Annotated in this window: 25 protein-coding genes and 1 riboswitch; all 25 genes read right to left on the bottom strand. The window is 52.4% G+C overall.

The window, feature by feature from the left end:
* Positions 1-39: 39 nt before the first annotated feature.
* Positions 40-1,038: an inorganic phosphate transporter gene (locus HMPREF9334_RS02345; RefSeq protein ID WP_006691896.1), complete on the bottom strand. Its 999-nt coding sequence runs from the start codon at positions 1,036-1,038 to the stop codon at positions 40-42.
* Positions 1,031-1,657, bottom strand: a complete 627-nt coding sequence (locus HMPREF9334_RS02340) for a DUF47 domain-containing protein (protein ID WP_006691895.1) — start codon at positions 1,655-1,657, stop codon at positions 1,031-1,033. Before HMPREF9334_RS02340 ends, HMPREF9334_RS02345 begins: the two co-directional genes overlap by 8 nt.
* Positions 1,658-1,894: 237 nt before the next feature.
* Positions 1,895-2,725 (bottom strand): ABC transporter ATP-binding protein, encoded by an 831-nt coding sequence (locus tag HMPREF9334_RS02335; RefSeq protein WP_006691894.1) that lies wholly within the window; start codon positions 2,723-2,725, stop codon positions 1,895-1,897.
* A complete protein-coding gene (locus tag HMPREF9334_RS02330) occupies positions 2,706-3,503 on the bottom strand; it encodes an ABC transporter ATP-binding protein (RefSeq protein ID WP_006691893.1) in 798 nt (265 codons plus the stop codon). Before HMPREF9334_RS02330 ends, HMPREF9334_RS02335 begins: the two co-directional genes overlap by 20 nt.
* 18 nt (positions 3,504-3,521) lie before the next feature.
* The gene (locus HMPREF9334_RS02325; RefSeq protein WP_006691892.1) at positions 3,522-5,084 is read right to left on the bottom strand and encodes an ABC transporter substrate-binding protein; all 1,563 of its coding nucleotides are present in this window, start codon (positions 5,082-5,084) and stop codon (positions 3,522-3,524) included.
* An 11-nt stretch (positions 5,085-5,095) separates the two neighbouring features.
* Entirely contained in the window at positions 5,096-5,908 is an 813-nt protein-coding gene (nikC, locus tag HMPREF9334_RS02320) for a nickel transporter permease (RefSeq protein ID WP_006691891.1), read from the bottom strand.
* Positions 5,905-6,849: a nickel ABC transporter permease gene (gene nikB, locus HMPREF9334_RS02315; protein ID WP_172837389.1), complete on the bottom strand. Its 945-nt coding sequence runs from the start codon at positions 6,847-6,849 to the stop codon at positions 5,905-5,907. Before nikB ends, nikC begins: the two co-directional genes overlap by 4 nt.
* A 149-nt stretch (positions 6,850-6,998) precedes the next feature.
* A riboswitch (cobalamin riboswitch) is annotated at positions 6,999-7,223 on the bottom strand.
* A gap of 124 nt (positions 7,224-7,347) precedes the next feature.
* Entirely contained in the window at positions 7,348-8,685 is a 1,338-nt protein-coding gene (locus HMPREF9334_RS02310; RefSeq protein WP_039957150.1) for an MATE family efflux transporter, read from the bottom strand.
* A gap of 171 nt (positions 8,686-8,856) precedes the next feature.
* Entirely contained in the window at positions 8,857-8,982 is a 126-nt protein-coding gene (locus tag HMPREF9334_RS12435) for a secretion protein HlyD (RefSeq protein WP_237142746.1), read from the bottom strand.
* Positions 8,983-9,010: 28 nt separating this feature from the next.
* Entirely contained in the window at positions 9,011-10,273 is a 1,263-nt protein-coding gene (gene purD / locus HMPREF9334_RS02305) for a phosphoribosylamine--glycine ligase (protein WP_006691888.1), read from the bottom strand.
* A 10-nt stretch (positions 10,274-10,283) separates the two neighbouring features.
* Entirely contained in the window at positions 10,284-10,877 is a 594-nt protein-coding gene (locus HMPREF9334_RS02300) for an IMP cyclohydrolase (RefSeq protein ID WP_006691887.1), read from the bottom strand.
* Positions 10,874-11,506 carry a phosphoribosylglycinamide formyltransferase gene (gene purN, locus HMPREF9334_RS02295; protein ID WP_006691886.1) on the bottom strand — a complete coding sequence of 211 codons (633 nt, stop codon included), beginning with the start codon at positions 11,504-11,506 and terminating at the stop codon, positions 10,874-10,876. Before purN ends, HMPREF9334_RS02300 begins: the two co-directional genes overlap by 4 nt.
* Entirely contained in the window at positions 11,499-12,548 is a 1,050-nt protein-coding gene (gene purM, locus HMPREF9334_RS02290) for a phosphoribosylformylglycinamidine cyclo-ligase (RefSeq protein ID WP_006691885.1), read from the bottom strand. The genes purN and purM overlap by 8 nt, the downstream gene beginning before the upstream one ends.
* 6 nt (positions 12,549-12,554) lie before the next feature.
* Positions 12,555-14,006, bottom strand: coding sequence for an amidophosphoribosyltransferase (purF, locus tag HMPREF9334_RS02285; protein WP_006691884.1), 1,452 nt, complete (start codon positions 14,004-14,006; stop codon positions 12,555-12,557).
* Between the two features lie 5 nt (positions 14,007-14,011).
* The gene (gene purC / locus HMPREF9334_RS02280) at positions 14,012-14,725 is read right to left on the bottom strand and encodes a phosphoribosylaminoimidazolesuccinocarboxamide synthase (protein WP_006691883.1); all 714 of its coding nucleotides are present in this window, start codon (positions 14,723-14,725) and stop codon (positions 14,012-14,014) included.
* Positions 14,726-14,816: 91 nt separating this feature from the next.
* Positions 14,817-15,305 carry a 5-(carboxyamino)imidazole ribonucleotide mutase gene (purE, locus tag HMPREF9334_RS02275; RefSeq protein ID WP_006691882.1) on the bottom strand — a complete coding sequence of 163 codons (489 nt, stop codon included), beginning with the start codon at positions 15,303-15,305 and terminating at the stop codon, positions 14,817-14,819.
* Between the two features lie 104 nt (positions 15,306-15,409).
* Positions 15,410-16,360: a chemotaxis protein gene (locus HMPREF9334_RS02270; RefSeq protein ID WP_006691881.1), complete on the bottom strand. Its 951-nt coding sequence runs from the start codon at positions 16,358-16,360 to the stop codon at positions 15,410-15,412.
* An 89-nt stretch (positions 16,361-16,449) separates the two neighbouring features.
* Positions 16,450-17,358, bottom strand: a complete 909-nt coding sequence (locus HMPREF9334_RS02265) for a CvfB family protein (protein ID WP_006691880.1) — start codon at positions 17,356-17,358, stop codon at positions 16,450-16,452.
* Between the two features lie 5 nt (positions 17,359-17,363).
* Entirely contained in the window at positions 17,364-17,708 is a 345-nt protein-coding gene (gene rsfS / locus HMPREF9334_RS02260) for a ribosome silencing factor (protein ID WP_006691879.1), read from the bottom strand.
* Positions 17,709-17,722: 14 nt separating this feature from the next.
* A complete protein-coding gene (locus HMPREF9334_RS02255; RefSeq protein ID WP_006691878.1) occupies positions 17,723-18,772 on the bottom strand; it encodes an LCP family protein in 1,050 nt (349 codons plus the stop codon).
* A gap of 34 nt (positions 18,773-18,806) precedes the next feature.
* The gene (yqeK, locus tag HMPREF9334_RS02250) at positions 18,807-19,382 is read right to left on the bottom strand and encodes a bis(5'-nucleosyl)-tetraphosphatase (symmetrical) YqeK (RefSeq protein ID WP_006691877.1); all 576 of its coding nucleotides are present in this window, start codon (positions 19,380-19,382) and stop codon (positions 18,807-18,809) included.
* Positions 19,366-19,986 carry a nicotinate-nucleotide adenylyltransferase gene (gene nadD / locus HMPREF9334_RS02245; RefSeq protein WP_006691876.1) on the bottom strand — a complete coding sequence of 207 codons (621 nt, stop codon included), beginning with the start codon at positions 19,984-19,986 and terminating at the stop codon, positions 19,366-19,368. Before nadD ends, yqeK begins: the two co-directional genes overlap by 17 nt.
* Positions 19,987-20,176: 190 nt before the next feature.
* Positions 20,177-21,430, bottom strand: coding sequence for a glutamate-5-semialdehyde dehydrogenase (locus HMPREF9334_RS02240; protein WP_006691874.1), 1,254 nt, complete (start codon positions 21,428-21,430; stop codon positions 20,177-20,179).
* Positions 21,431-21,439: 9 nt separating this feature from the next.
* On the bottom strand, positions 21,440-22,564 hold the full coding sequence (gene proB, locus HMPREF9334_RS02235; protein ID WP_006691873.1) for a glutamate 5-kinase: 1,125 nt from the start codon (positions 22,562-22,564) through the stop codon (positions 21,440-21,442).
* On the bottom strand, positions 22,561-22,860 hold the full coding sequence (locus HMPREF9334_RS02230; RefSeq protein WP_006691872.1) for a YhbY family RNA-binding protein: 300 nt from the start codon (positions 22,858-22,860) through the stop codon (positions 22,561-22,563). Before HMPREF9334_RS02230 ends, proB begins: the two co-directional genes overlap by 4 nt.
* Positions 22,861-22,862: the final 2 nt, after the last annotated feature.

Genomic DNA, 22,862 nt, shown 5'->3' with positions numbered 1-22,862 from the left:
CCTGCTCTCCAAGCGAGCAGGATTTTTATATACTTTTCCTTAAATAAATAATGTTACAAATTGATATGTAAGAGCGCCCATGATCGCTGTGCACGGAATTGTCATCACCCATGCTACAACCATCTGTTGAGCAACGCCCCAACGAACTGCGTTGATGCGTTTTGCCGCCCCTACGCCCATGATAGAGCCGGAAACGACATGTGTCGTGCTTACGGGGAGATGTAAGAGCGTTGCACCGAATATGATAATGGAGGAATTCAGATCTGCCGCAAATCCGGAAATCGGCTGAAGCTTGAATATCTTTCCCCCAATCGTCTTGATGATACGCCAACCACCGACAGCCGTTCCGCACGCCATGGCGGTTGCTGCAAGTACCTTGACATAGGTTGGAACCTCAAACACATCGATATATCCACCCGCAAGGAGTGCCAGTGTCATAATACCCATGGATTTTTGGGCATCGTTTGATCCGTGAGAAAATGCCATCGTAGCTGCGGTTAAAATCTGCATTTTCTTGAATTTCCCATTGATCGCAGTAGGACGGAAGCGGCCAAAGAAACGGAACAAGAGAAGCATGATGATGCATCCCAATACCATGCCAACGAGTGGCGACAGAATCAGAGAGAGAATAATCTTACCGATACCGTAGAAATTAAGCCCATCTATTCCTGCGGTTGACATGAGTACTGCACCGACCAGCCCTCCGATGAGTGCATGGGAACTGCTGGACGGCAATCCGATCCGCCACGTAATGATGTTCCATACAATGGAACCGAAGAGTGCCGCAATCAGTATATGTTCATCTACATGGGATGCCGATTTGACAATATCCGATCCAATGGTTTTTGCAACCCCCGTGCTATACATAGCTCCCAAAAAGTTGAGTACGGCCGCCATGATAATTGCATGCTGTGGATGAATGGCTCTTGTTGAAACAGAGGTTGCAATTGCATTTGCTGTATCATGAAACCCATTAATGAAATCAAATACAAGTGCCAAAAGTATGACCAGGAAGATTAAAAGCTGGAAGTCAGGCATATTTCATTACCACTCCCCGCAGCATATCCGCAATGAGTTCACAATGATCCAGCGTATCCTCCAACTGTTCTAACACATCCTTCCATCGGATGAGCTCAATGGGATCTTTTTCATTATCGAACAGATAGGCAACTTCACTCCGATAGATGAGATCTCCTTCGCTCTCATATCGTTCAATCTTGTGTGAGGCATCTAGGATCTGTACCTGATTTTTGCGTATGTTTCCAAGCAAGGAGACTGCACGTACAATTTCCTCAGTCGCTGAGATCAGAAGCTTTGTCAGATTGACTGCGCCTGGCATTGGTTTTCCCATGCGGTACATTTCATATCGCTGCAGTATCCCCTGCAAGAGATCGACACCATCGTCCAGATTGTTTGCTAGAGCATAGATATCTTCACGGTCAATCGGTGTGATGAAGGTGAGATTTAGCTTATCAATGATACGGTCATTGATGGCATCTGCTTCATGTTCAATACGGTTGATTTCCTCTACCTTTGCAGTTGCGGAGGTATAATCCTTCATGACTTCATCTAAGACAAATGCTCCTTTTTGAAAAAACTTTGCGCTTTCCAGGAACAAGTCGAAGAATTCGTCATCTTTCTGCTTGAAATTAAACATAAATCCAGATTCCTCCCTAAGAAGATGTAAAGTCGGAGGGATGCACCAAAACTCACAACACAATAATATCATTATTTCAGATTGACAGCAAGATAAAATTTGAAAAGCTTCCTTCTCGCAATTCAATGTTTATACAAGGTTTATTATATGGAATTATAAAAGAGCAGTGAAAGATCACTGCTCTTTTAGGGTAAGTATGAGAAGCGCTAAATTTATCCACTTCATATGAAATGACATCTATGCAGAAATCTCCACATTCGGAACGACGATGCGCGGAGCTTTCCCTTTCGGCAGGAGTGTAAATACGGACGAGAGGAGCTTTTGGGTGTAGGGATGCTTTGCATGAGCAAGATCCTGTCCATCCAGCTGCTCCACAACCTTTCCAAAGTACATGACGACAACGCGCGTGCATAAACGTGACACAAGTGCAAGGTCATGACAGATGAACAGGATTGTTAGATTTCGTTCCCGTTGAATACGGACAAGCAGTTCAACAATCGTCTCCTGCACAGAAACATCAAGCGCACTTGTTGCCTCGTCACAGACCAGAATCTCCGGCTCCAATGCCAGTGCGCGCGCAATTCCTACGCGCTGGCGCTGTCCCCCGCTCATATTTGCGGGATAGCGTTCGGCAAAGTCCTCGGGTAGATCGACAAGACGCAGCAGCTCGGCTGCCTTGTCATGTGCGCTCCCTTTGAGGAGTCCAAAGTTCCGCAACGGTTCACAGATGATGTCCTTGATCTTCATCTTCGGATTGAAGGAGGTTGTAGGATCCTGAAAGACCATCTGGATATTGCGCCGCATATTGCGGGCATCCTCGCCCTTCAGCCCCGTAATTTCCTTGTCTCTGAAGAAGATTTGTCCTTCGGATGGTGCATGAAGCTGCATCAGCGTGCGCACAAGCGTACTTTTTCCACAGCCGCTTTCACCGACAATACCGAGGATTTCTCCACGATATACGGGAAATGTCACATCGTCACATGCCGTAAGAACTTTGCCGCCCTCAAGGGGGAAGCGTTTGGTGATATGCTCGATGCGCAGGATGATCTCACGCTCCGACTGCGTCATAACGCTTTCCTCCAATCTGTGGTACGGCACGCAGGAGTTCCTTGGTGTAGTCCTTCTGCGCGTGTTCAATAATTTCTTCGGCAGTGCCATGCTCGATGACATTGCCGTTCTGCATGACCATGATCTGATCCGACATATAGGCCGCGACACCGAGGTTGTGCGTCACAAGGACAATGGATGTGCCATCCTTCTGGCAGATATCCATCATCTCATTGACGACCTGTGCCTGTGTGGTCACGTCCAACGCAGACGTTGGTTCGTCAGCCAGCAGGAGTGCCGGCTTGAAGAACATCGCCATTGCAACACCAACACGCTGACGCATGCCGCCTGAAAGTTCAAACGGAAAGCTCTTCATTACATTCGCGGGATTGGACAGATGCATACGTGCAAGCATATCCTGTGCCTGTGCAGCTGCCTCCTTCGCACCAATGGACTCATGAGTCTGAATATACTCCACAAACTGCTCGCCGATGGTACGAATCGGATCCATCATGCTGCCACTGTCCTGGAAGATCATCGCAGCAGTCTTTCCGCTTACGTGACGCCACTCCTCCGCGCTGCACTTTGTCATATCCTTCCCGTCATAGAGGATCTCGCCCGCCGTTACTCTGCCGACATGCGGCAGACAGCCGAGCATCGCCCGAATGACGGTGGTCTTTCCGCTGCCGCTTTCGCCGACAATGGTCAGCACTTCCCCGTCCTTGAGGGTGAAGTCCACACCGTGCACCATTTCCGTGCCTTCGTATGCGATTTTTAGTCCTCGCACCTCAATCAACATTCGGGCTTCTCCTCCTTATTACTTTGCAGGTTTGATCTTGCTCGTGATCCAGTAGTAATCCGCCGGATGCATAATCGCACCCGTGATCTTTGTCGAACTGACGATGTTTGTCTCTGGGTAGCCGAGGAACAATGCAGCTCCATCATTCAGCAGAATCTGTTGCATATCGATCATCAGTTGACGGCGCTTTGCACGGTCAAACTCAACAGCAAGCTGTGCGCAAAGTGCATCATATTCTGGGTTGCTGTATCCTGAGCCGTTCTGCGGGTTGTTGCCGTTCACGTTTGTGCGCCAGTACCAATTGAGATAGATCTCAGGATCGCCTGTATTCGCTGTGGTGATGTTGGAAATCAGAAGATCGTACTCGCCATTGATCCCAATTTTGTCGAGCAAATTGTAATCGACAGACTTTACCTTTACGTCGATACCGACCTTCTTGGCATCTGCCTGTACTGCCTCTGCATAGATCGGCAGCTCTGCACGGCTGTTGTAGATGATAAAGTCCACAGACAGCGGTTTGCCGTCCTTATCACGGATGCCATCGCCATCCGTATCCTTCCAGCCTGCCTCGTCGAGAAGCTGCTTTGCACGGTCGACATTGTATGCATTCGGGTCGGTGAGCTGATCGAAGCCATAGTCGAGAGAGGGCGGAACCGGAGCCTTGCCCGGGATGAACGTTCCCTTCAGGATTACCTCATTGTATGCCTTGCGATCTGTCATTGAGATAAATGCAGCGCGTACCTTCGGATCGCCGAGAATCCCCTTCTGATTAATGCGTGCGAGAACCGTACGCAGCGATGCGATACGATCTACATGGAACTTCGACGTATCATTAAAGAGGCCAAGATCACCTGCAGCGATGTTGACCGCCATATCGACTTCTCCCGACTGGAGTGCCATTGCGCGCGTGTTCGGATCGTCGATCGACGGGATCTCGACCGTCTCATAAGGCACTTCGCCACCCCAATAGTTCGGGTTCTTCTTCATGACGGCCTTTTCCTTCACGAAGGACTCGCATACATAGGGCCCCGTGCAGATGGGACCCTGCGTTGCGAAGTTGCGCTCCTTCTCACTCTCAACGTCGACAATGAGAAAAAGCGGATCTGCAAGGTAGCCGAGCATGCTCGGTGCAGGTTTATCCGTTGTAATCTTGAGTATCTGCCCGTCTGCAGTCATATTTGTATACGTGAAGAATGTTGCTGCGCGTGTATTCTTTGCAAACGCACGCTCAAGTGATGCTTTGACCGCCTCTGCCGTAAGTGGGCGCCCGTTCGAGAATTTGACATCGCGAATCTTAAATGTCCACGTCAGCTTGTCATCGCTGATTTCCCAGCTCTCAGCAAGCCACGGCTGGATATTCATTTTCTCATCAAACTGAGTTAGTGTCTCGCCCATGCCGTAGCGCATGACGACCCATCCGAAGGCATTTTCCGTCGGTTCGAGCGAGTCTGCAAAGTTCGTCACACCGACCTTCAGCGTCGTCTTGTCCCCTGCCGACTGACCGCCGCCGCATCCCGTCAGCAGTGCAGCTGCCATGCAGCCTGTCAGCAGTGCTGTCAGCCATCGTTTTTTCTTTCCCATATGTTCCTCCTTTAATTTGCCTTGCGCGGGTCCATAATATCCCGCAGACTATCTCCCCATAGATTAAAGATTGCAACCACAGAAGCAATTGCAAGTCCTGGGAAAATCATAAGCCAGGGTGCCGTCTGAATCAGCTGGCGGCCCTCATTCAGCATGAGTCCCCATTCCGGTGTCGGCGGCTGTGCGCCAAATCCGAGGAAGGAGAGCCCAGCAAGCTCCATCATGAGTGCGCCGATGTCGAGTGCGGCAGTCACAATGATAATCGGTATAATATTCGGCAGGATATGCCGACGAATCATCGCAATCGGTCGTGTACCATTTGTAATTGCAGCAGCTAGGAAATCCTGCTGCTTAACCTTCAGCGTCATACTGCGTGCAAGACGCGCATACTTTGTCCAGCCTACAATAACAACGGCAAGAACTGCGTTGACTGCACTCCCGCCGAGCACGCCTGCAATCGCAATGGCAAGCACGATGCCCGGAAATGCAAGGAACACGTCGGTCAGACGCATGATGGCATTGTCGACCTTGCCGCCAATATAGGCGGAGATGACACCAATCAGTGTGCCAAGTCCTGACGAGATGATGACAACTGTGAGCGCCATCGTAATCGAGATGCGCGCACCGTACAGAATACGCGTAAAGATATCGCGCCCGAGCTTATCTGTGCCAAAGTAATGCTCAGCGGATGGCGGCAGGAGCGAATTCTGAATCTGCGACTCATACGGATCGTATGACGAGATCAGCGGCGCACAGATGGCGACAAGCACAATCAACAGGATGATGCCTGTATAGATACGAAACAGCAGTTGATCCCGCATCATGCTTTCGCCCCCTTCCTGAGTCTCGGATCAAGATACGCATAGGATATATCAACGATGAGGTTCACAAACATATAGAGCGTTGCAATCCAGAGGACAAAGCCCTGGAGGAGCGGATAGTCGCGCGCTTCGATCGCACGCACCGCAACGCGTCCGATGCCCGGCCACGAGAATACGATCTCGATAACGGCGACACCGCCGAGCAGCCAGCCAATGGCAAGGCCGAGCAGTGTGATGAGCGGCAAGAACGCATTCGGCAGAACGTGACGAAGGAGGATGCGTGTCATCGACATGCCGCGTGCCTTGAGACCCGTGACGTAGTCCTGCCCGAGCTCCTCAAGTACCGCTGTACGTACTTGCCGCGTATACTTCGACGACAGCAGGATGGCAAGTGTAAAGGCAGGGAGAATCATACGATCAAGGCTGACCTCGCCGCCTGCAATCGGGAAAAGTCCAAGCTTCAGACCAAATACATAGAGCAGAATAAGTCCCACCCAGAAGCTCGGCATGGAGACACCGAGAAAGGTGAAGAATCGTATGACTTGATCCGGCCACCGATTACGATAGAGTGCTGAGATAACTCCTGCCGGAAGTGAGATGATCAGCATCATCACGATTGCCGTTCCCGCAAGAAAAAGTGTTCCCGGCAGATTCTGCAAGAGTTTATCCTGTACCGGAATTTTTGCCGAGTAGGAACGCCCCATATCTCCGTGTACCACACCGTTCAGCCAACTGAGATACTGTTCGTGGAACGGTCGATCCAGCCCCAGCTCGTGGCGGGTCTGCTCAATTGTCTCCTGTGAGACAATCGTATCGCCTGTCTCGAGAATTGCATCCACAGGATCGCCCGGCGCAATAAAGGTCAGGCTGAATGTTAAGAAACTAACGCCCAGCAAGGTAAAGACCATCTGCACCAAACGCATCAGGATTGCTTTTGCACTCAACTCCCCAACTCCTTTTTATAATGACAAAATAAAAAACGCCTGCCTCTTTTGAGACAGGCGTTAGTAGAACGCAAAACACAGCGATTGTGCAGGTCTCCCCCAAGCACTGAAAATCGCAGCATTCATCTCCTCATCTCTCGTGAGTCCATCAATGAATCTTATTGCGAGCAGGCTTTCCGGCTCATAGATCGCTGCATTCTTCCGCCTTCCCGGGGTTATCCCAGTGACTTTACAGGCACAGGCTCTGCGCCTGTGGAAGAACACTCCCTATTTACGGCTGCGGGACAGCATGGGCATTCCACCCATTTTCCTCTCATCGCTCAACAGAATGCGTACAAAGTAATACTCATCCGTCGACACTCGCAACGTTATGTATTCGGTTTTCAACATAAATTCAAACATAGTATATCCATATTAGATATACTTGTCAAGACACCTATTTCAGATTGTTGTATTTGGATAGTCAGAAAGTCCCTTGTACTTTATCTTAATTCTTTCTTAACATGGATTCAATGCATGCTTGGAATTTCTTTCATGATATACCTTGCGCAGGAGTATGGCTGCACAGATGGCGCGCATACTCTGATCGAGTGCCAGTGACAGCCATGCTCCCTCTAGTCCCATATGGAACTCATAGAGCAAGATATAGGTGATGATCGGGCGCACAATGGTGATGCTGATAAAGGAGTATGCTGCCACCTGCGTTGTTTTCCCACTGGCGCGCAGAATACCCGCACAGACCATTTGATATGCCTCGGGAAAGCTGACAACGGCAACATATGCAATAATGAGGCTGCCAAGAGGCAGAAGTTCCGGATCATGCGCATAGACACCGAAGATTTGCTCACGCAGTACATAGGTCACGAGGAATGCGACGGTAGAAAAAATCAGACTCCACCGCATACCCGTCCAAAGGTAGCGGCGCCATTCATTTCTTTTCTGCTGATCCTTATTGTGTCCCGCGAGAACCGTGCTCGACTTCCCCATTCCATTGCAGAAGTTGTAGTAGAAATCACAGAAGTTCATTGCAATTGCATGGATTGCATACGGAATCGTCCCAAGTTCCGCAACCATGCGGGTATAGACGACCATGCCGATGCGTTCAAATCCCTGCTCACTGAAGATACCACCAAATACGCTGAGAAATTCACGCAGATAGGCGCGCGTCAGACAATAATTTCCCTGTGCAAAGATGCCCCATGCATAGAGTACACGCAGGGTGAGGTAGAATGACCAAACTGTTCCGCCGATTGTTCCAAGTGCAGCACCAAGAACACCGAGCTGTGGGAATGGTCCAAGACCAAAGATCAGGAGTGCATTGAGGATGACGTTGACGACATTTCCCTGTATGTTGATTGAGAGGACACGCATGGACTCCCCGCGTCCAAACATGACCGCCTGCATGAGCGTCGTCATGGAGGTAATGAAGACAGCGGGCAGCGTCCAGAGACCGTAGATCATTGCGTCGGAGAGATAGTCTTGCTGTGCTCCCATCCACAGGAGAATTGCATCGAGATAGATGAAGAACCCGATATGTGCGAGTCCAAGGACAACAAAAACAAGAACGATTGTTTTTTTGAGAATATCACCATAGGCATCATGCTGATCGCGGCCAAATCGTTCCGCAATCAGTATGGTGACGGCTGCCGCTACCGAACGTGCGACCGTCAGGAGCATCATGCGTGGCTGTGAAAAGATACTGACGGCAGCAATGGCACCCGTTCCCAGACTGCCAACCATAATGATGTCTGCATTGCTCAGAAAGATCATCAGGACACCTTCCAGTGCGGCAGGAAGGCCTATTCTCAGATAATTTTTGTCATAGGATGTCAGCACGCTACCATCTCCCTGTTTATCCCCATATTCCAATTCAACAAAACTATCACAGAATGATAATACTTGTCAACAATTTATGAATATGAATCTAGGGAATCGCTGATAAAGTTTGCATAAAAATAAGGGTCACCGAAAAATAACGGCGACCCCAACTTTTTTATAACTAGCGATTTAAGGAAGCACTGATAAATTCAGCCATGTCATCTTGGCGCATCTTTTTCGCCCTCTCTTCGTCGACAAATCCTCCACATAGCTTCGGCTATGCGTCCGGTTTGTCTCCTTGATCGAACAAAAAATCTACACCAATCTGACTGACTTCATTTTATCAGCGATTCCTTAATGCACGATGTGCAATGTCCTTACGATAATAGGCATCCTTAAAGGATATTTTCTCGACGGCAGCGTAGGATTTTTTCACCGCAGATGCGATGTCTTCCCCCATACCGACAACTCCAAGTACGCGCCCACCGTTCGTGATGATCTTGCCGTTCTGCTTCGCAGTTCCTGCATGGAACACAAGCGCGCCCGTGTCCTCTGCAGCTCTGATGCCACGAATCTCATGCCCCTTTTCATAGGATGCAGGATATCCGTCTGCCGCCAAGACGACACAGACGGCTGCCCCGCTTTTCCAGTGTATAGGCACATCTGCGAGTGTTCCATCAGAACAGGCGCACATGATCCGGACGAGATCACCATCGAGCAAAGGGAGAACCACTTGTGTCTCGGGATCACCAAAGCGTGCGTTGAACTCGACGACCTTTGGTCCGTCCTTTGTAATCATCAGACCGAGATAAAGACAGCCGCGATAGACTCTGCCCTCTTTTGCCATGGCGGCAATTGTCGGCTTTAGAATCTCCTCTGTTGCACGTTCCGTCATCTCCGGTGTCATGACAGGGGCAGGCGCATAGGTGCCCATTCCACCCGTGTTCGGACCCTTGTCTCCGTCCAGAGCGCGCTTATGATCCTGTGCGCTGATCATGGGACGGATGATCTTCCCGTCGGTGAAGGCAAGCAGCGACGCTTCCTCCCCCTCCATAAACTCTTCGATAACGACGCGTGTTCCCGCCTCCCCGAAGGTATTATCCTCCATGATCGCATCTATGGCATCGAGTGCCTCCTGCTCCGACATGGCAACAATGACGCCCTTCCCTGCGGCAAGGCCGTCCGCCTTGACGACGATTGGCGCGCCCTCTTTGCGAATATATGCGCGTGCGGGTTCTGCCTCAGTAAAGACTTCATAACGCGCCGTTGGAATCCCATACTTCTTCATGAGATCTTTTGCGAAGGATTTTGAACTCTCAAGCTCTGCCGCATTTGCGCGCGGTCCAAATGCACGAATCCCTGCACTCTCGAGCTCGTTCACAAGCCCATTTGTGAGAGGAATCTCGGGACCGACGACCACAAGTCCGATTTCTTTCTCCTTGGCAAATTTCAGGATTGCTTCGTTGTCCGTCGCAGAGATGTCGATCTGCTCCCCCATTCCCGGGTTTCCGGGCAGGGCATAGATGCTGTCCGTCAACGGACTCTCTTTGAGCTTCCAGAAAAGCGCGTGCTCGCGACCGCCTGACCCGATTACAAGAATGTTCACGTCGTCTTCCTCATTTTTCTAACTGCCCGGAAAGATATGCGTTGATCGCGCTGTCATAGTCAGCGGTATGGGCAAATGCTTCATGCGCAAGCCGCATCCGTGTCATGCCGTCGACCGCTCCGTCCTTTTCGATCTTCTCCGCAATCTCCGCATAGCGTGTGGGATTTGTAATGACGGTGACAAATTTGAAGTTTTTCGCTGCAGCGCGAATCATCGCAGGACCGCCGATGTCAATCTGCTCAACTGCCTCAGCAAGTGTGACATTCGGATTTGCAACCGTTTCCTTAAAGGGATAGAGATTGACCGCAACGAGATCGATCGGTGTAATTTTCAGCTCGCGCAATGCCTTCTCATGTGTCTGATTGCCGCGCACAGCAAGAATACCGCCATGCACAAATGGATGCAGCGTCTTGACGCGTCCGTCCATGATCTCGGGGAAGCCCGTCACATCGCTGACATAGATGACCGGGATACCCGCCTCACGGAGTGCCTTCATTGTTCCGCCCGTGGAGACAATCTCAACTCCTGCTTTATGCAGTACGCGTGCAAATTCCACCACACCCGTCTTGTCGGATACACTGATCAGAGCACGTTTTATCTTCATAATGATCCTCCTTCAGCGGCGGGCAGGATGTGAACCCGTCGCCCATCTGTACGCAGTCTGTCTTCCACATAGAGTTTGATTGCCTCCGGGAATATCCGATGTTCCTGTTCCAGAACGCGCGCCGCAAGTGTTTCCTCGGTATCGTCTTCCATCACAGGAACAGATGCCTGTAGTATGATGGGGCCGGAGTCCATTCCTTCATCCACGAAGTGAACGGTGCAGCCGCTGACCTTCACGCCATAAGCAAGTGCATCACGATGGGCATGTGCCCCCGGAAAGCTCGGAAGGAGTGCAGGGTGGATGTTCAAGATACGACCCGTATACGCATGGACGAAAACGGGAGAGAGCATCCGCATGAATCCTGCAAGAACTACGAGGGTTACACCGTGGGCATGCATCTCATCCAGCATGGCGCGCTCGAAGTCTGCGCGCTCCGCATAGTCCCGATAGACGACGGCAACGGTGGGAATCCCCTTCGCCCGCGCGCGTTCGAGTGCATAGGCATCGCGCTTGTCTGCAATGACGACCGCAATTTCAGCAGGGATCTCTTCACGCTCAATTGCCTCGATAATCGATGCTAGATTGGAACCTCGTCCCGAGCAGAGTATGCCAAGCTTTTCCTCACGCATCAAAGACACCGCCCTTGATGACGACCTCATGCGTCCCTTCTGTTACATGACCGATGTGGTACACTGTTTCATTCTGCGCATTCAACCGAGCTGTGATACGATTTGCTTCGTCCGATGAAACAATGAGTACCATACCGATGCCCATGTTGAATGTGCGGTACATTTCCGTCCAGTCAACATTCCCCCACTCCTGTAGCAGACGGAAGACCGGCGGGATCGTCCATGCCGCACCGTTTACCTCTGCCCCCATATGATCAGGCAGGGCGCGTGGGATATTTTCGTAGAAACCGCCGCCTGTGATATGCACCATGCCGTGAATATCAAACTCTCGAATGAGCGGCAGACAGATGCGCGGATAGAGGCGCGTCGGAGTCAGCAGTTCCTCGCCAATGGTTTGACCGAGTTCCTCTATATACTCATCGCCTTTGAAGCCCTTGCGCTCAAAGACAATTTTGCGTACGAGGGAGTATCCGTTTGAGTGTACCCCCGACGACGGCAGACCGAGCAGGACATCGCCTGCTTTTACACGGGCGGGGGTAATGAGCTTGGAGCGTTCTGCAACGCCCACAGAGAACCCTGCAATATCGTATTCTCCTATGGGATAAAACCCCGCCATCTCCGCTGTTTCGCCGCCGATCAGTGCACAGCCGGATTCCTTGCAGGCACGCGCAACACCTGTAACGACCTCGGAAACCTGCATCGGCTCGAGTTTGCCGACGGCAAGATAGTCGAGGAAGAAAAGAGGTTCTGCTCCCTGCACGAGAATATCGTTGACGCACATCGCTACTGCGTCCTGCCCAATCGTATCGTGTTTGTTCAGTAGGAAAGCGAGACGCAGCTTCGTTCCGACACCGTCCGTTCCCGATACGAGAACCGGCTCTTTATAGTCCTTGGTATTCAGGGCAAACAGCCCACCAAAGCCACCGAGATCCCCCATCACCTCTGAGCGGTAGGTTGCACGGACGGCGTCCTTAATCAGAGATACAGACTCGTTTCCTGCATCGATATCAACGCCCGCATCACGGTAGGTCATTCTCTCCATCGGTTCTCAAAGCCCCCTTTCACGCTGTGCAATCCGCCTCCGCTCGAGTATGAGCTTATCATCCTCGTCGAGTGTCGCATCCTCTTCAGGAACAGGATAGTTGTTGTTAAAGCAGGCGTAGCACATGTGATCCGGATTGAGTGCCGGAACACATTGACGCAGCCCTTCGATTGAGATGAAATGGAGTGAATCAGCCCCGATGAAGTCGCAGATCTCCTCCACACTCTTGGTCGCGGAGATCAGTTCTTTGCGGATGGATGTATCAATGCCATAGTAGCACGGATCGGTAATCGGCGGACTGCTGATGCAGACGTGAATTTCACGCGCTCCGGCGTTTCGCAGCAGCCGCACGATCTTTCCGCTCGTCGTACCGCGTACGATGGAATCGTCCACCATGATGACCGACTTCCCCGCTACGACGGAACGTACGGGGCTCAATTTCAGTTTGACTGCTGCATCGCGCTGCTTTTGCGTCGGCTGGATGAATGTGCGTCCAATGTAGCGATTCTTGATCAACCCTTCGGCAAATGGAATACCTGCCTCATAGGCAAAACCGGTCGCTGCAGTTGTGCCGGAATCCGGGACAGAGATGACGACATCGCCGCGAAAACCGGATTCGCGTGCGAGAACGCGTCCCATCTCAAAGCGCGCTGTATGGACGGACTGCCCATCAATGATGGAATCCGGGCGCGCAAAATAGATGTATTCGAAGATGCAGGAAGCAACATCTTCCCCATTGGAAAAGCGATAGGACTTGAGCCCATCGCTGTCGATGACGACCATTTCACCTGGCAATACATCGCGCACGAATGCAGCACCGTTGACATCAAGGGCGCAGGTCTCTGAGGACAGAACCCATCCGCCATCCGGTGTCCGTCCGATGCAGAGGGGGCGGAACCCCTGCGGGTCACGCACGCCGATCAGCTTGTCTTCTGTCATGATCGAAAGACAGAAAGCACCGCGTACCACACTGACTGCCTCGAGGATGCGCTCCTCGATGGAAGTCTTCTGTGAGCGTGCGATGAGATGAACAAACACCTCGGAATCAATTGTTGTCTGAAAGACCGTTCCTTTGCTTTCAAGATCGCGGCGAATCAGCGCAGCATTCGTAAGGTCACCGTTGTGGGCAAGGGCAAGGGCTCCACCTGCGTAGTTGACGCGCAGAGGTTGTGCGTTTGCAGCAAGACTGAAGCCCGTCGTTGCATAGCGGACGTGTCCAATGGCAATTTTAGCATGATCGAGATGAGGAAGCTGCTCACGGAATACCTCGCTGACCAGACCCATGCCCTTTTTGACATCGATCCAATAACCATCCGTGAGTGCAATGCCAGCGCTCTCCTGTCCGCGGTGCTGGAGCGCAAAGAGACCAAGATACGTCATTTCGGACACGTCCTCCCCATGGGAGTACACACCGTAGATGCCGCATTCTTCCTTCCACTTTGGCACTTTTTCGTACATCTCTCTTATGCTTCTCCCGTCAGCCTGTGGAGCATCTCCTTATAGGCATTCTCTACATTGCCGAGATCACGGCGGAAACGATCCTTGTCCAGCTTCTCCTTCGTATCGCTGTCCCAGAAACGGCAGTTGTCCGGAGAAATCTCGTCAGCAAGGATGATATTTCCGTTTGCATCTTTGCCAAATTCGAGTTTGAAGTCGATGAGATCGACGCGCTTGGTCTTGAGGAACTTCGTAAGGATATCGTTGATCTTCAGCGACATGCGCTCAATCTCGTCCAGCTCAGCATCCGTTGCAATCTTCATCGCACGGATATGGTAGCGGTTGAGCATGGGGTCGCCGAGATCGTCGTTCTTGTAGCAGTATTCAATGATCGGAAACGGCATCGGAACGCCTTCCTCAAGTCCGAGACGCTGAGCAAGTGAACCTGCGGCAACATTACGGATGATGACCTCGAGTGGGATGATCGTAAGTTTCTTGACAATCATCTCACGGTCACTCGGCATGGAGATATAGTGATGAGGGATTCCTTCCTTTGCAAGAAGATCGAAGAAGAACGCCGTCATCTTGTTGTTCATGACCCCCTTGTCGGCAATCGTCCCCTTCTTTGCACCGTTGCCGGCAGTTGCATCATCCTTATAGTATACGAGGTATTCATCGGAATGATCCGTTGCATAGATAATCTTTGCCTTACCCTCGTAAAGAGCCTCTTTGCGCTCCATTATTCGGCCTGCCTTTCCATTTCTCCTAAGAAATCACTGAATTTATCAGTGCTTCCCTAAATACAGGACATTATCCTATGTGTATTGGTGTTTACAGCTGTGCTGCAACCCGATCTGCTTTCGCTTCCACCTCAAGTACCATCTTTTCCCGATAGTCCATCAGTGCTTCTGCGATCGAGGTGTCGTACACGGCAAGAATTTCCGCGACAAAGATCGCGGCATTCTTTGCACCGTTGATCGCCATGGACGCAACGGGAACCCCCGACGGCATCTGCACTGTGCTGAGCAGCGCATCCATACCGTTCAGCGGTGTCGCATTGACGGGGATACCGATGACGGGTTTGATTGTGTAGCTTGCTACAACACCTGCAAGATGTGCCGCAGCTCCCGCTGCCACAATAAATGCCGCAAACTCCTTGTTGTGATCGGCTTCCATGACAAAATCACGCACAATAGAGGGCGTGCGATGTGCCGAGGCAACCTTGACCACCGGTTCGATGCCGAATTGTTTCAGGAGCTCCACCGCCGGCTTTAAGATTGGCCAGTCGGAGTCGCTTCCCATGAGGACTGCTACCTTCATTTTACCATCTCCTTGATCTCTATGATAACGAGATTTTAGAGTCATGTCAATAGAACGAAAAGGACTGCCGTACAGAAGTACAGCAGTCCTTATATTATCCGAACTTAGTGTTCGTCGATGGTATCGTGAAGCGGCTCGCCAAAGATGAGCGTATCCAACAGATCGATAAGCTGGTTGATCTCCGGCTTCGACACCTGTCCGGATGCGCCGAGGCTTTCGCCCTTGCGCTTCATTTCCTCACTGATGAGGGAGGAGAAGAGAACGAGCGGAACCTCGCCCAGACGGTCATCCTCGCGTACGAGCTTGAGCAGACGATGTCCATCCATTTTTGGCATCTCGACATCGGAGATAATGATGCGCACATGGTTTTCGATCGGACCATTCTTGCGTGCAAGATCCTGCAAGTAATCCCATGCATCCTGCCCATTGCCGAAGTCGCGGATGAACTTGTATCCCGACTCGTGTAATGTGTTCACAAGGAGGTCACGCAGCATCTTGGAGTCCTCTGCGACCACGATATGCGCTGTTCCGCGGCGAGTCTTGGCATCCTGTGTTGCCTCCGTGACCGTTGTGAGTTTCTGGTTGATCTCCGGGTTGATCTCAGCAATGATGGTTTCAAAGTCAAGCAGGAGAACAATGCGATCCTCCATCTTGATGATACCGACGACACGCGACCCCTCACCGACATTCGGTGCCGGCTCCATATTCTTCCACGAAATGCGGTGAATGCGGTAGACACTGCCGACGAGGAAGCCAATATCGTAGTTGTTGATCTCCGTAACGATGATGTTCTGGAGCTCATCTGCCGTCTGGAGATTCAGGCACCGCGCCATATTGACGAGCGGGATTGCCTTGCCGCGGAGCGTAAACAGTCCGTCAACATAGGGATGTGCCTCAGGCATTGCTGTGACCGGGGTACGCGTAATGACCTCACGGACCTTTGCGACGTTGATGCCGTAGTTCACCTTCCCAATGCTGAACTCGACAATCTCAAATTCGTTCGTTCCTGTCTCAAGCAGGATGCCTTTTCTCTCTTCTGCAACCGTATCTGCCATTTATCTCTCTCCCCCATGCTTGTAAACATTGTTTGCTATGCTCTCTATTCGCCCTTTAGAAAAAAAATCCTGCCTGTTTTGATAAAAATCTAGGACTTTTTGTTTTTCTCGGATAAATACGTCCATCCATCACGCTGCTCAATGAGCCCCTCCTTTAGCAAGCGACCAAGTGCGCGCTTGAATGCTGCTTTACTGATATGAAAGCGATCCTGAATGACCTCCGGCGATGTTGCATCAGTGTATGGCATCCTGCCGTTATGTTCGTTCAGGAGAGCGAGGAGCCGATCTGCGTCTTCCTGTTGTGCCGTTTCCTTTGGTGGGCGCAGGGAGGCATTCAGTCGTCCGTCCTCGCGCAGGTAAGTCACACGCATTTCGACGGTTTCGCCGACACGCGGCCGTTTGGGAATCTCGCGGTGGTCGATAAAGACAATATAGCGTTCTTCGGTAAAGAGAAATGCACCGCGTTCCGTAATATTGTAGACGGAACCTTTCAGGCGGTCTCCTACACGCACGCCTTCGGCGGGACGTGAGGCGCGGCGCAGCTCATCCTCGACCTCCATGGTTACGGCAAGGCGTCCTGATTTGTCGGTATAGAGCTTTGCCCAGACGGTCTCACCGACTTGCGGACGGCCTCGCATCCCTGCGAAGGGGAGAAAGATACCGCGCTCAGCCCCGACATCGAGAAACGCACCTTCCTTTGTGACGTTGATGACGCGCAGACGAGCGACCTGCCCCTCCTTCATGCGGGGCGTCCGCATGCTCGCAGTGAGGCGGCGTTTTGGATCGAGGTAAAGGAAGACGCGAACGCGATCACCAATCTTGACGGGCGCTGTCTGCTGAACATGGTGCAGCAGGATGTCGTCACTGGTGTTCCCGGTCTCTGCGTCCAAAAATACGCCAAGTTCACTCTCACGTACAGCGGTGAGTTCGGCGACCTGACTCGGACCGTATTTGCATGGGCGTTGGTTATGCTCCGTTTTTCGCGTTCTTTCCTGCATCTTTCCTATTCCTCGTATGGCGTCAGCTTTGCATCGCCCCACAGGCGTTCCAGCGCGTAGTATTCGCGTGCATCCTGCTGGAAGATGTGCGCGACGGTATCGCCGTAGTCGAGCAGAACCCACTCTCCTTCACGATAGCCTTCCTTGTGGAGGAAGGAAATGCCCGCTTCCTCCATTTTTTCTTCAATGTTATCTGCAATTGCGCGCACCTGTGTTGCGGTATTCGCCGAGCAGATGACAAAATAGTCATTCGTTGACGTCAGACCGATCATGTCCATCTGCACGATATCGCGTGCTTTTTTTTCATCCGCCGCCGCGCAAATCACACGGCATTTTTCCTGCTCTGTCAAGCTGTTCCCTCCTGTTACTCCGCACCCGTCGTCTCCGGCGGGAAAAGTTCATGAATAATTTCATCCGTTGCCGCGCGATCCATGATCCAGACGGTATCATCGCTCCGTGAGAAATCACCGGGCAGCATGATTGTGCGCGGCGGATCGCTGCTCAGTTTCCGAATGACATTGCCAATGTGCACGGAGTCAAAGAGCTCCGCACTGGTTGTGACATTTTGTTTCAGGATATCTGCGATGGTCGGGATCTTTGGCAGTGTATCGACGCGCAGGAGCTTGGCATAGAATGCCTTGACAAATTTCTGCTGCCGCTGTGTCCGCCCGAGATCGCCGAGGTCGTCGCTCCGATAGCGCAGATAGTGCTCTGCGCTCTTTCCGTCCAGATGGCGATACCCCTGCCGCATATGGATCGAAAGCTGCGCCTCGGGATCGTCATAGTCCATGTTCTGCTCGATATAGAGGTCGATACCGCCGACCGTGTCCACGATCTGTGCGAATGTCGCAAGATCGATGATAACGTACTGATGAATGGAGATGTCAAACATTTGGTTGATCGTCCGCACCATCAGGGGAGCTCCGCCGACGGCGTAAACATTGGAAAGTCTGGTTTCGCCTTTGTCTTGCGCCATGACCACCCATGTATCGCGCGGGATGTTGAGGATACGCACTTTGCCCGTTGCATTTTCCATGCTGATGAGGAGAATAGCATCGGCTCGTTTTTCCTCGTCGTTATCCATATTGACCGCATCATCCAGACCGAGTACCAGTACATTCGTATAGCCGTCAAAACGAACGTCAACCTCTCCACGATTTGCTTCCTGACGGATCAAGTATGCCTCATACATATCCCGCACGTCACGGTACGCCTGTACCCCCCATCCGATGACGTAGTATCCTCCGATACTGAGTGCTGCAAGGAGGATAATAGTGCAGATGAGGCGAATGATGCCGCGCAGAAATGCCATACGGCGTTTGCGTTTTCGCTGACTGCGGCGCTTGTTGATATTTTCACGTGAGTTTTCACTTTGTAATTGAGCAGCAAGTTCCTCTGCGTCGTATTCCGACATCATCCCCCCCTCTCTGTCCATGCAATAGAATCATTCAGCGTCGCTCAAGAAGAAGTTCATTTCGTGCCGTAACGGTATCCGGATGAATGAGCCCACCCTTCTGTGCAACAAAGAGAATGGACTCCGTCAGTCCGACCAGCATCATTTCATCCAGCGAGGCTGTACGCGCGAGTTCACGCAGATGCTCGACTTTGGGATAGGTGCGTGATGGCTCGATCATATCGGCATAGTAGATGATCTTATCCAGTGCCGTCATGTTCGTGCCGCCGACGGTATGTCGCCAGACCGCCTGTGCAATCACGGCATCGTTAATGCCGTAGACCTCGTAGATCAGATAAGCCCCCACATAGGCGTGGAGCAAAAGCGGCATGGCGGATTCGATTTTTCCGATGGGAATTCCGCGACGACGTGCCTCTTTTGGCAGTTCAGATGTCTCATAGACACGACCGCAGTCATGCAGGAGGCCCGCCACACGTGCGCGTTCTTCGTTCATGCCAAAACGGCGCGCCATTGTCGCCGCTGTCTCGGCAACCCCCAGAGAGTGCTTGTAACGGCTTGGGGTGAGCTGCTGCTCAAGAATGGCACGCATCTCCTCATAGCTCTTTGTCATGCTCACGATACAGCCCCCTGTCTTCAATATATTCCTCTACCGCACGCGGCACCAGATGCCGAATGGAAAGCCCTGCACGGATGCGTGTGCGAATCGCACTTGAGGAGATTTCCAAATGCGGCGTTGGCAGCACCTGAATGTGACTGCGCTCCTCTGCCGTAAATTTTTCTGCGAGCAGGAGCTCATCGAGTGGAACGCCCTGCCGCGTCGCCACGATGAACTGACAGGAACACAGCAGGCGTTTTGGTTCATGCCAATGATAGAGATCGTTCATTGCGTCCGCTCCGGTGATAAAGAACAGCTCCGCGCCGTCCAGTCGATGTTGGAGCTCCGCAATGGTATCCACCGTATAGGAAGGCCCTTCACGGCGCAGTTCGATATCCGATACCGAAAAACGCGGGTTTTCCTGTATGGCACACTCCGTCATGGCAAGCCGATCTTCGGGGGACGCTGCGCGCGTTCCATCCTTATGCGGCGGACGCGCAGACGGGATAAAGAGAACCCTGTCCAGGCAGGCTGCCGAGCGCACCATCTCTGCTGTGATGAGATGTCCCATATGAATGGGGTCAAATGTTCCGCCCATAATTCCAATGCGGCTTCCCACCTCTGTTCACCTCACAAATTGAAGAATCACGAGTACCAAAGCGGTGATGATGAAAAACGTGACAACCGCATACAGATAGTCGAGAATATCATGTCGTCCCTTTGCCGTTGCCGTATACTGACACAGTGTCCGAAGATATCCAATCAGGCGGTACATTTGTGGCACGTCCTCGTTGTCACAGCAAACATCGTCAGCGTACCTGTCCCTCACCGTAGACAAGATACTTTGTACTCGTCAGGGCTTCAAGTCCCATCGGGCCCCGTACATGGAGCTTCTGCGTACTAATGCCGATCTCTGCGCCAAAGCCGAATTCAAAGCCATCCGTAAAGCGTGTGGAGGCATTCACATAGATCGTCGAGGCATCGACACGCTGCTGGAAATCATGTGCCGCACGAATGTCATTGGTGACGATGGTCTCGGAGTGCCCCGTATTGTATCGATTGATATGTGCGATTGCCGCCTCCATATCTGTAACCATACGAATCGACAGGATGAGGTCGCCATATTCCGCAGACCAATCCTCCTCACTTGCCGCCGCAATGTCCGAGAGAATTGCACACGTTTTCGGGCAGCCGCGCAGTTCTACACCATCTGCATGGAGGAGCTGCGCCATTTGCGGAAGGAAATCCTCCGCAATCTTCTCGTGTACCAGAAGGGTCTCTGCGGCATTGCAGACAGAAGGTCTCGAAACCTTTGCGTTTTCCACAATGCGGAGTGCCATCGGGATATCTGCCGCACGATCCACATAGATATGACAGACGCCGGCTCCCGTCTCTATGACAGGGACGGTACTGCTCTCGACAATGCGGCGAATCAGACCAGCCCCGCCGCGCGGAATGATGACATCGAGCAGTCCTGTCAGATGTGTCATGACATCGACGGCGGCGCGTTCCTTCATCGCAAGCAGCTGGATTGCTCCCTGCGGAATCCCCGCCGCATAGGCGGCGCGCGAAAGCACCTCTGCGATGGCAAGATTCGAGCGCAGCGCATCGGAACCGCCGCGCAGGAGAACGGCGTTCCCGGCTTTCAGACAGAGGCCGATCGCATCTGCCGTCACGTTCGGACGAGCTTCGTAGATCATACCGACGACACCAAGCGGCACGTGCATACGACGGATCTCAAGCCCGTTCGGACGGCGCACCGAATAGTCCTCTCTTCCCAGCGGATCTGGGAGGGCTGCGGTCAAACGAAGTCCTTCTGCCATAGAGGCGATACGCGCCTCGTCAAGACGCAGACGATCCAGATAGGACGCACGCATTCCGGATGTTTTGGCATCCTCCACATCTGCTGCGTTTTCATGGAGGATTTTGTCTCTGTGTGCCATCAGGGCATCCGCCATGGCACAGAGTGCTTTGTTGCGTGCGTCCGTCCGAAGTGCTGCGAGGCGATAGGAGGCTGCCTTTGCTGCCTCTGCCTGCGCGCGAATCTCCTGCTCTATCACCATGAACACTCCTTATACCATCAGAACCATATTGTCCCGATGAATGATCTCCTCATGTGCATCGTCTGCTACGAGCTCATGAAAATCCGTTGTTCTGTGTCCCATCAGACGCATCACATCTGCGGCATTATAGGCTGCAATGCCGCGTGCGATCTCCTGTCCTGCGGGACTGAGGACGCGCACCGTCTCACCTGCCGAGAAGTTGCCGTATACCGCTGTCACACCGACCGCCAGCAGGCTTGCCCCGCGCCGCATGGCGGCAATACAGCCCTCATCCACGAGAATCTCACCCGTGAGACGCTTTCCGAATGCAAGCCAGCTCTTGCGGGTCTTGAGGTGCGCCTCGCGCGCGGGAAACAGGGTTCCGATCTCTTCCCCGCATAGGATGGAACGGATGATACCGTCCTCATCGCCGCGTGCAATCACCATTGTTACCCCGGCGTTTTGGGCAATCCTTGCAGCTTCGATCTTGGTCTGCATACCGCCCGTTCCCTGCGCAGAGCCGGCACCGCCGGCAATCCGCTCGATCTCCGGCGTGATCTCCGGAATCTCGGAGATGAGCTGTGCTGACGCATCTGTGCGCGGGTTCGCCGTATAGACACCGTCAATATCCGAAAGGATGATGAGCGCATCCGCATCAACAAGCGCGGCGACGACAGCCGACAGATTATCATTGTCCCCGATCTTGATCTCGTCGACGGCAACAGCATCGTTTTCGTTGATGACGGGGATGACATTCATCCCGAGGAGTGCGAGGAGCGCATTGCGTGAGTTCATATACTGGTGGTGGCGTGCAGCATTCTCCTTTGTGAGGAGAATCTGTGCCATTGTCCGTCCGTACTCATGGAAGAACTTCTCATAGATGTGCAAAAGTGTCCCCTGCCCGATTGCGGCAAGTGCCTGTCGCGCGGGAATGTTTGCGGGACGCTCTTTGAGACCGAGCGTGTTCATCCCTGCGGCAATTGCGCCGGAGGAAACGAGCAGGATATCCTTCCCTTGATTTGCTTCATCGATGAGTTCGCGTACGAGATGCTCCATGCGATGAAGATTCATCCCGCCCGATGGATGTGTGAGGGTACTCGTCCCCACCTTGACAACAATGCGCTTTGCCTCACGCAGACGCGCTCTTGCATTCATAGTTCGATCCTTGGCTTATCAAAGTTGCGTCGGAAGAGAAGACCGTTTCTGCCGATGACCTGCACGAGGTTCGCGTCTGCCCGCTCTGCAAGCATGGTGATCGCATCCTCCGGTTCGTCCGGTGCATTTTGCAGGACACGAACCTTGATGAGCTCGCGTTTTTTGATGGCCTCACGCGCCGAGGCGACGACCGTCGGTGTCACACCTTCCTTGCCGATCATGACGATGGCTTCCTCCGTCATGCCGAGTGAGCGCAGTTTTCGAATCTGCTTACTGGTCAGCGTGTTTCGCAGCAAAT

This window comes from Centipeda infelix ATCC 43532, assembly GCF_000234095.1.
Lineage (GTDB): Bacteria > Bacillota > Negativicutes > Selenomonadales > Selenomonadaceae > Centipeda > Centipeda infelix.
The sequence above is the reverse complement of the archived record's forward strand: the minus strand, read 5'-3'. Positions and strand labels throughout refer to the sequence as shown.

What these genes read in the sequence shown, in the direction of transcription:
- HMPREF9334_RS02345 (WP_006691896.1), bottom strand. Translation starts at nt 1,038, where the DNA reads ATGCCTGACTTCCAGCTTTTAATCTTCCTGGTCATACTTTTGGCACTT.
- HMPREF9334_RS02340 (WP_006691895.1), bottom strand. Translation starts at nt 1,657, where the DNA reads ATGTTTAATTTCAAGCAGAAAGATGACGAATTCTTCGACTTGTTCCTG.
- HMPREF9334_RS02335 (WP_006691894.1), bottom strand. Translation starts at nt 2,725, where the DNA reads ATGACGCAGTCGGAGCGTGAGATCATCCTGCGCATCGAGCATATCACC.
- HMPREF9334_RS02330 (WP_006691893.1), bottom strand. Translation starts at nt 3,503, where the DNA reads ATGTTGATTGAGGTGCGAGGACTAAAAATCGCATACGAAGGCACGGAA.
- HMPREF9334_RS02325 (WP_006691892.1), bottom strand. Translation starts at nt 5,084, where the DNA reads ATGGGAAAGAAAAAACGATGGCTGACAGCACTGCTGACAGGCTGCATG.
- nikC (WP_006691891.1), bottom strand. Translation starts at nt 5,908, where the DNA reads ATGATGCGGGATCAACTGCTGTTTCGTATCTATACAGGCATCATCCTG.
- HMPREF9334_RS02300 (WP_006691887.1), bottom strand. Translation starts at nt 10,877, where the DNA reads ATGAAGATAAAACGTGCTCTGATCAGTGTATCCGACAAGACGGGTGTG.
- purN (WP_006691886.1), bottom strand. Translation starts at nt 11,506, where the DNA reads ATGCGTGAGGAAAAGCTTGGCATACTCTGCTCGGGACGAGGTTCCAAT.
- purM (WP_006691885.1), bottom strand. Translation starts at nt 12,548, where the DNA reads ATGGAGAGAATGACCTACCGTGATGCGGGCGTTGATATCGATGCAGGA.
- purF (WP_006691884.1), bottom strand. Translation starts at nt 14,006, where the DNA reads ATGTACGAAAAAGTGCCAAAGTGGAAGGAAGAATGCGGCATCTACGGT.
- purC (WP_006691883.1), bottom strand. Translation starts at nt 14,725, where the DNA reads ATGGAGCGCAAAGAGGCTCTTTACGAGGGTAAGGCAAAGATTATCTAT.
- purE (WP_006691882.1), bottom strand. Translation starts at nt 15,305, where the DNA reads ATGAAGGTAGCAGTCCTCATGGGAAGCGACTCCGACTGGCCAATCTTA.
- HMPREF9334_RS02270 (WP_006691881.1), bottom strand. Translation starts at nt 16,360, where the DNA reads ATGGCAGATACGGTTGCAGAAGAGAGAAAAGGCATCCTGCTTGAGACA.
- HMPREF9334_RS02265 (WP_006691880.1), bottom strand. Translation starts at nt 17,358, where the DNA reads ATGCAGGAAAGAACGCGAAAAACGGAGCATAACCAACGCCCATGCAAA.
- HMPREF9334_RS02255 (WP_006691878.1), bottom strand. Translation starts at nt 18,772, where the DNA reads ATGTCGGAATACGACGCAGAGGAACTTGCTGCTCAATTACAAAGTGAA.
- yqeK (WP_006691877.1), bottom strand. Translation starts at nt 19,382, where the DNA reads ATGACAAAGAGCTATGAGGAGATGCGTGCCATTCTTGAGCAGCAGCTC.
- HMPREF9334_RS02240 (WP_006691874.1), bottom strand. Translation starts at nt 21,430, where the DNA reads ATGGTGATAGAGCAGGAGATTCGCGCGCAGGCAGAGGCAGCAAAGGCA.
- proB (WP_006691873.1), bottom strand. Translation starts at nt 22,564, where the DNA reads ATGAATGCAAGAGCGCGTCTGCGTGAGGCAAAGCGCATTGTTGTCAAG.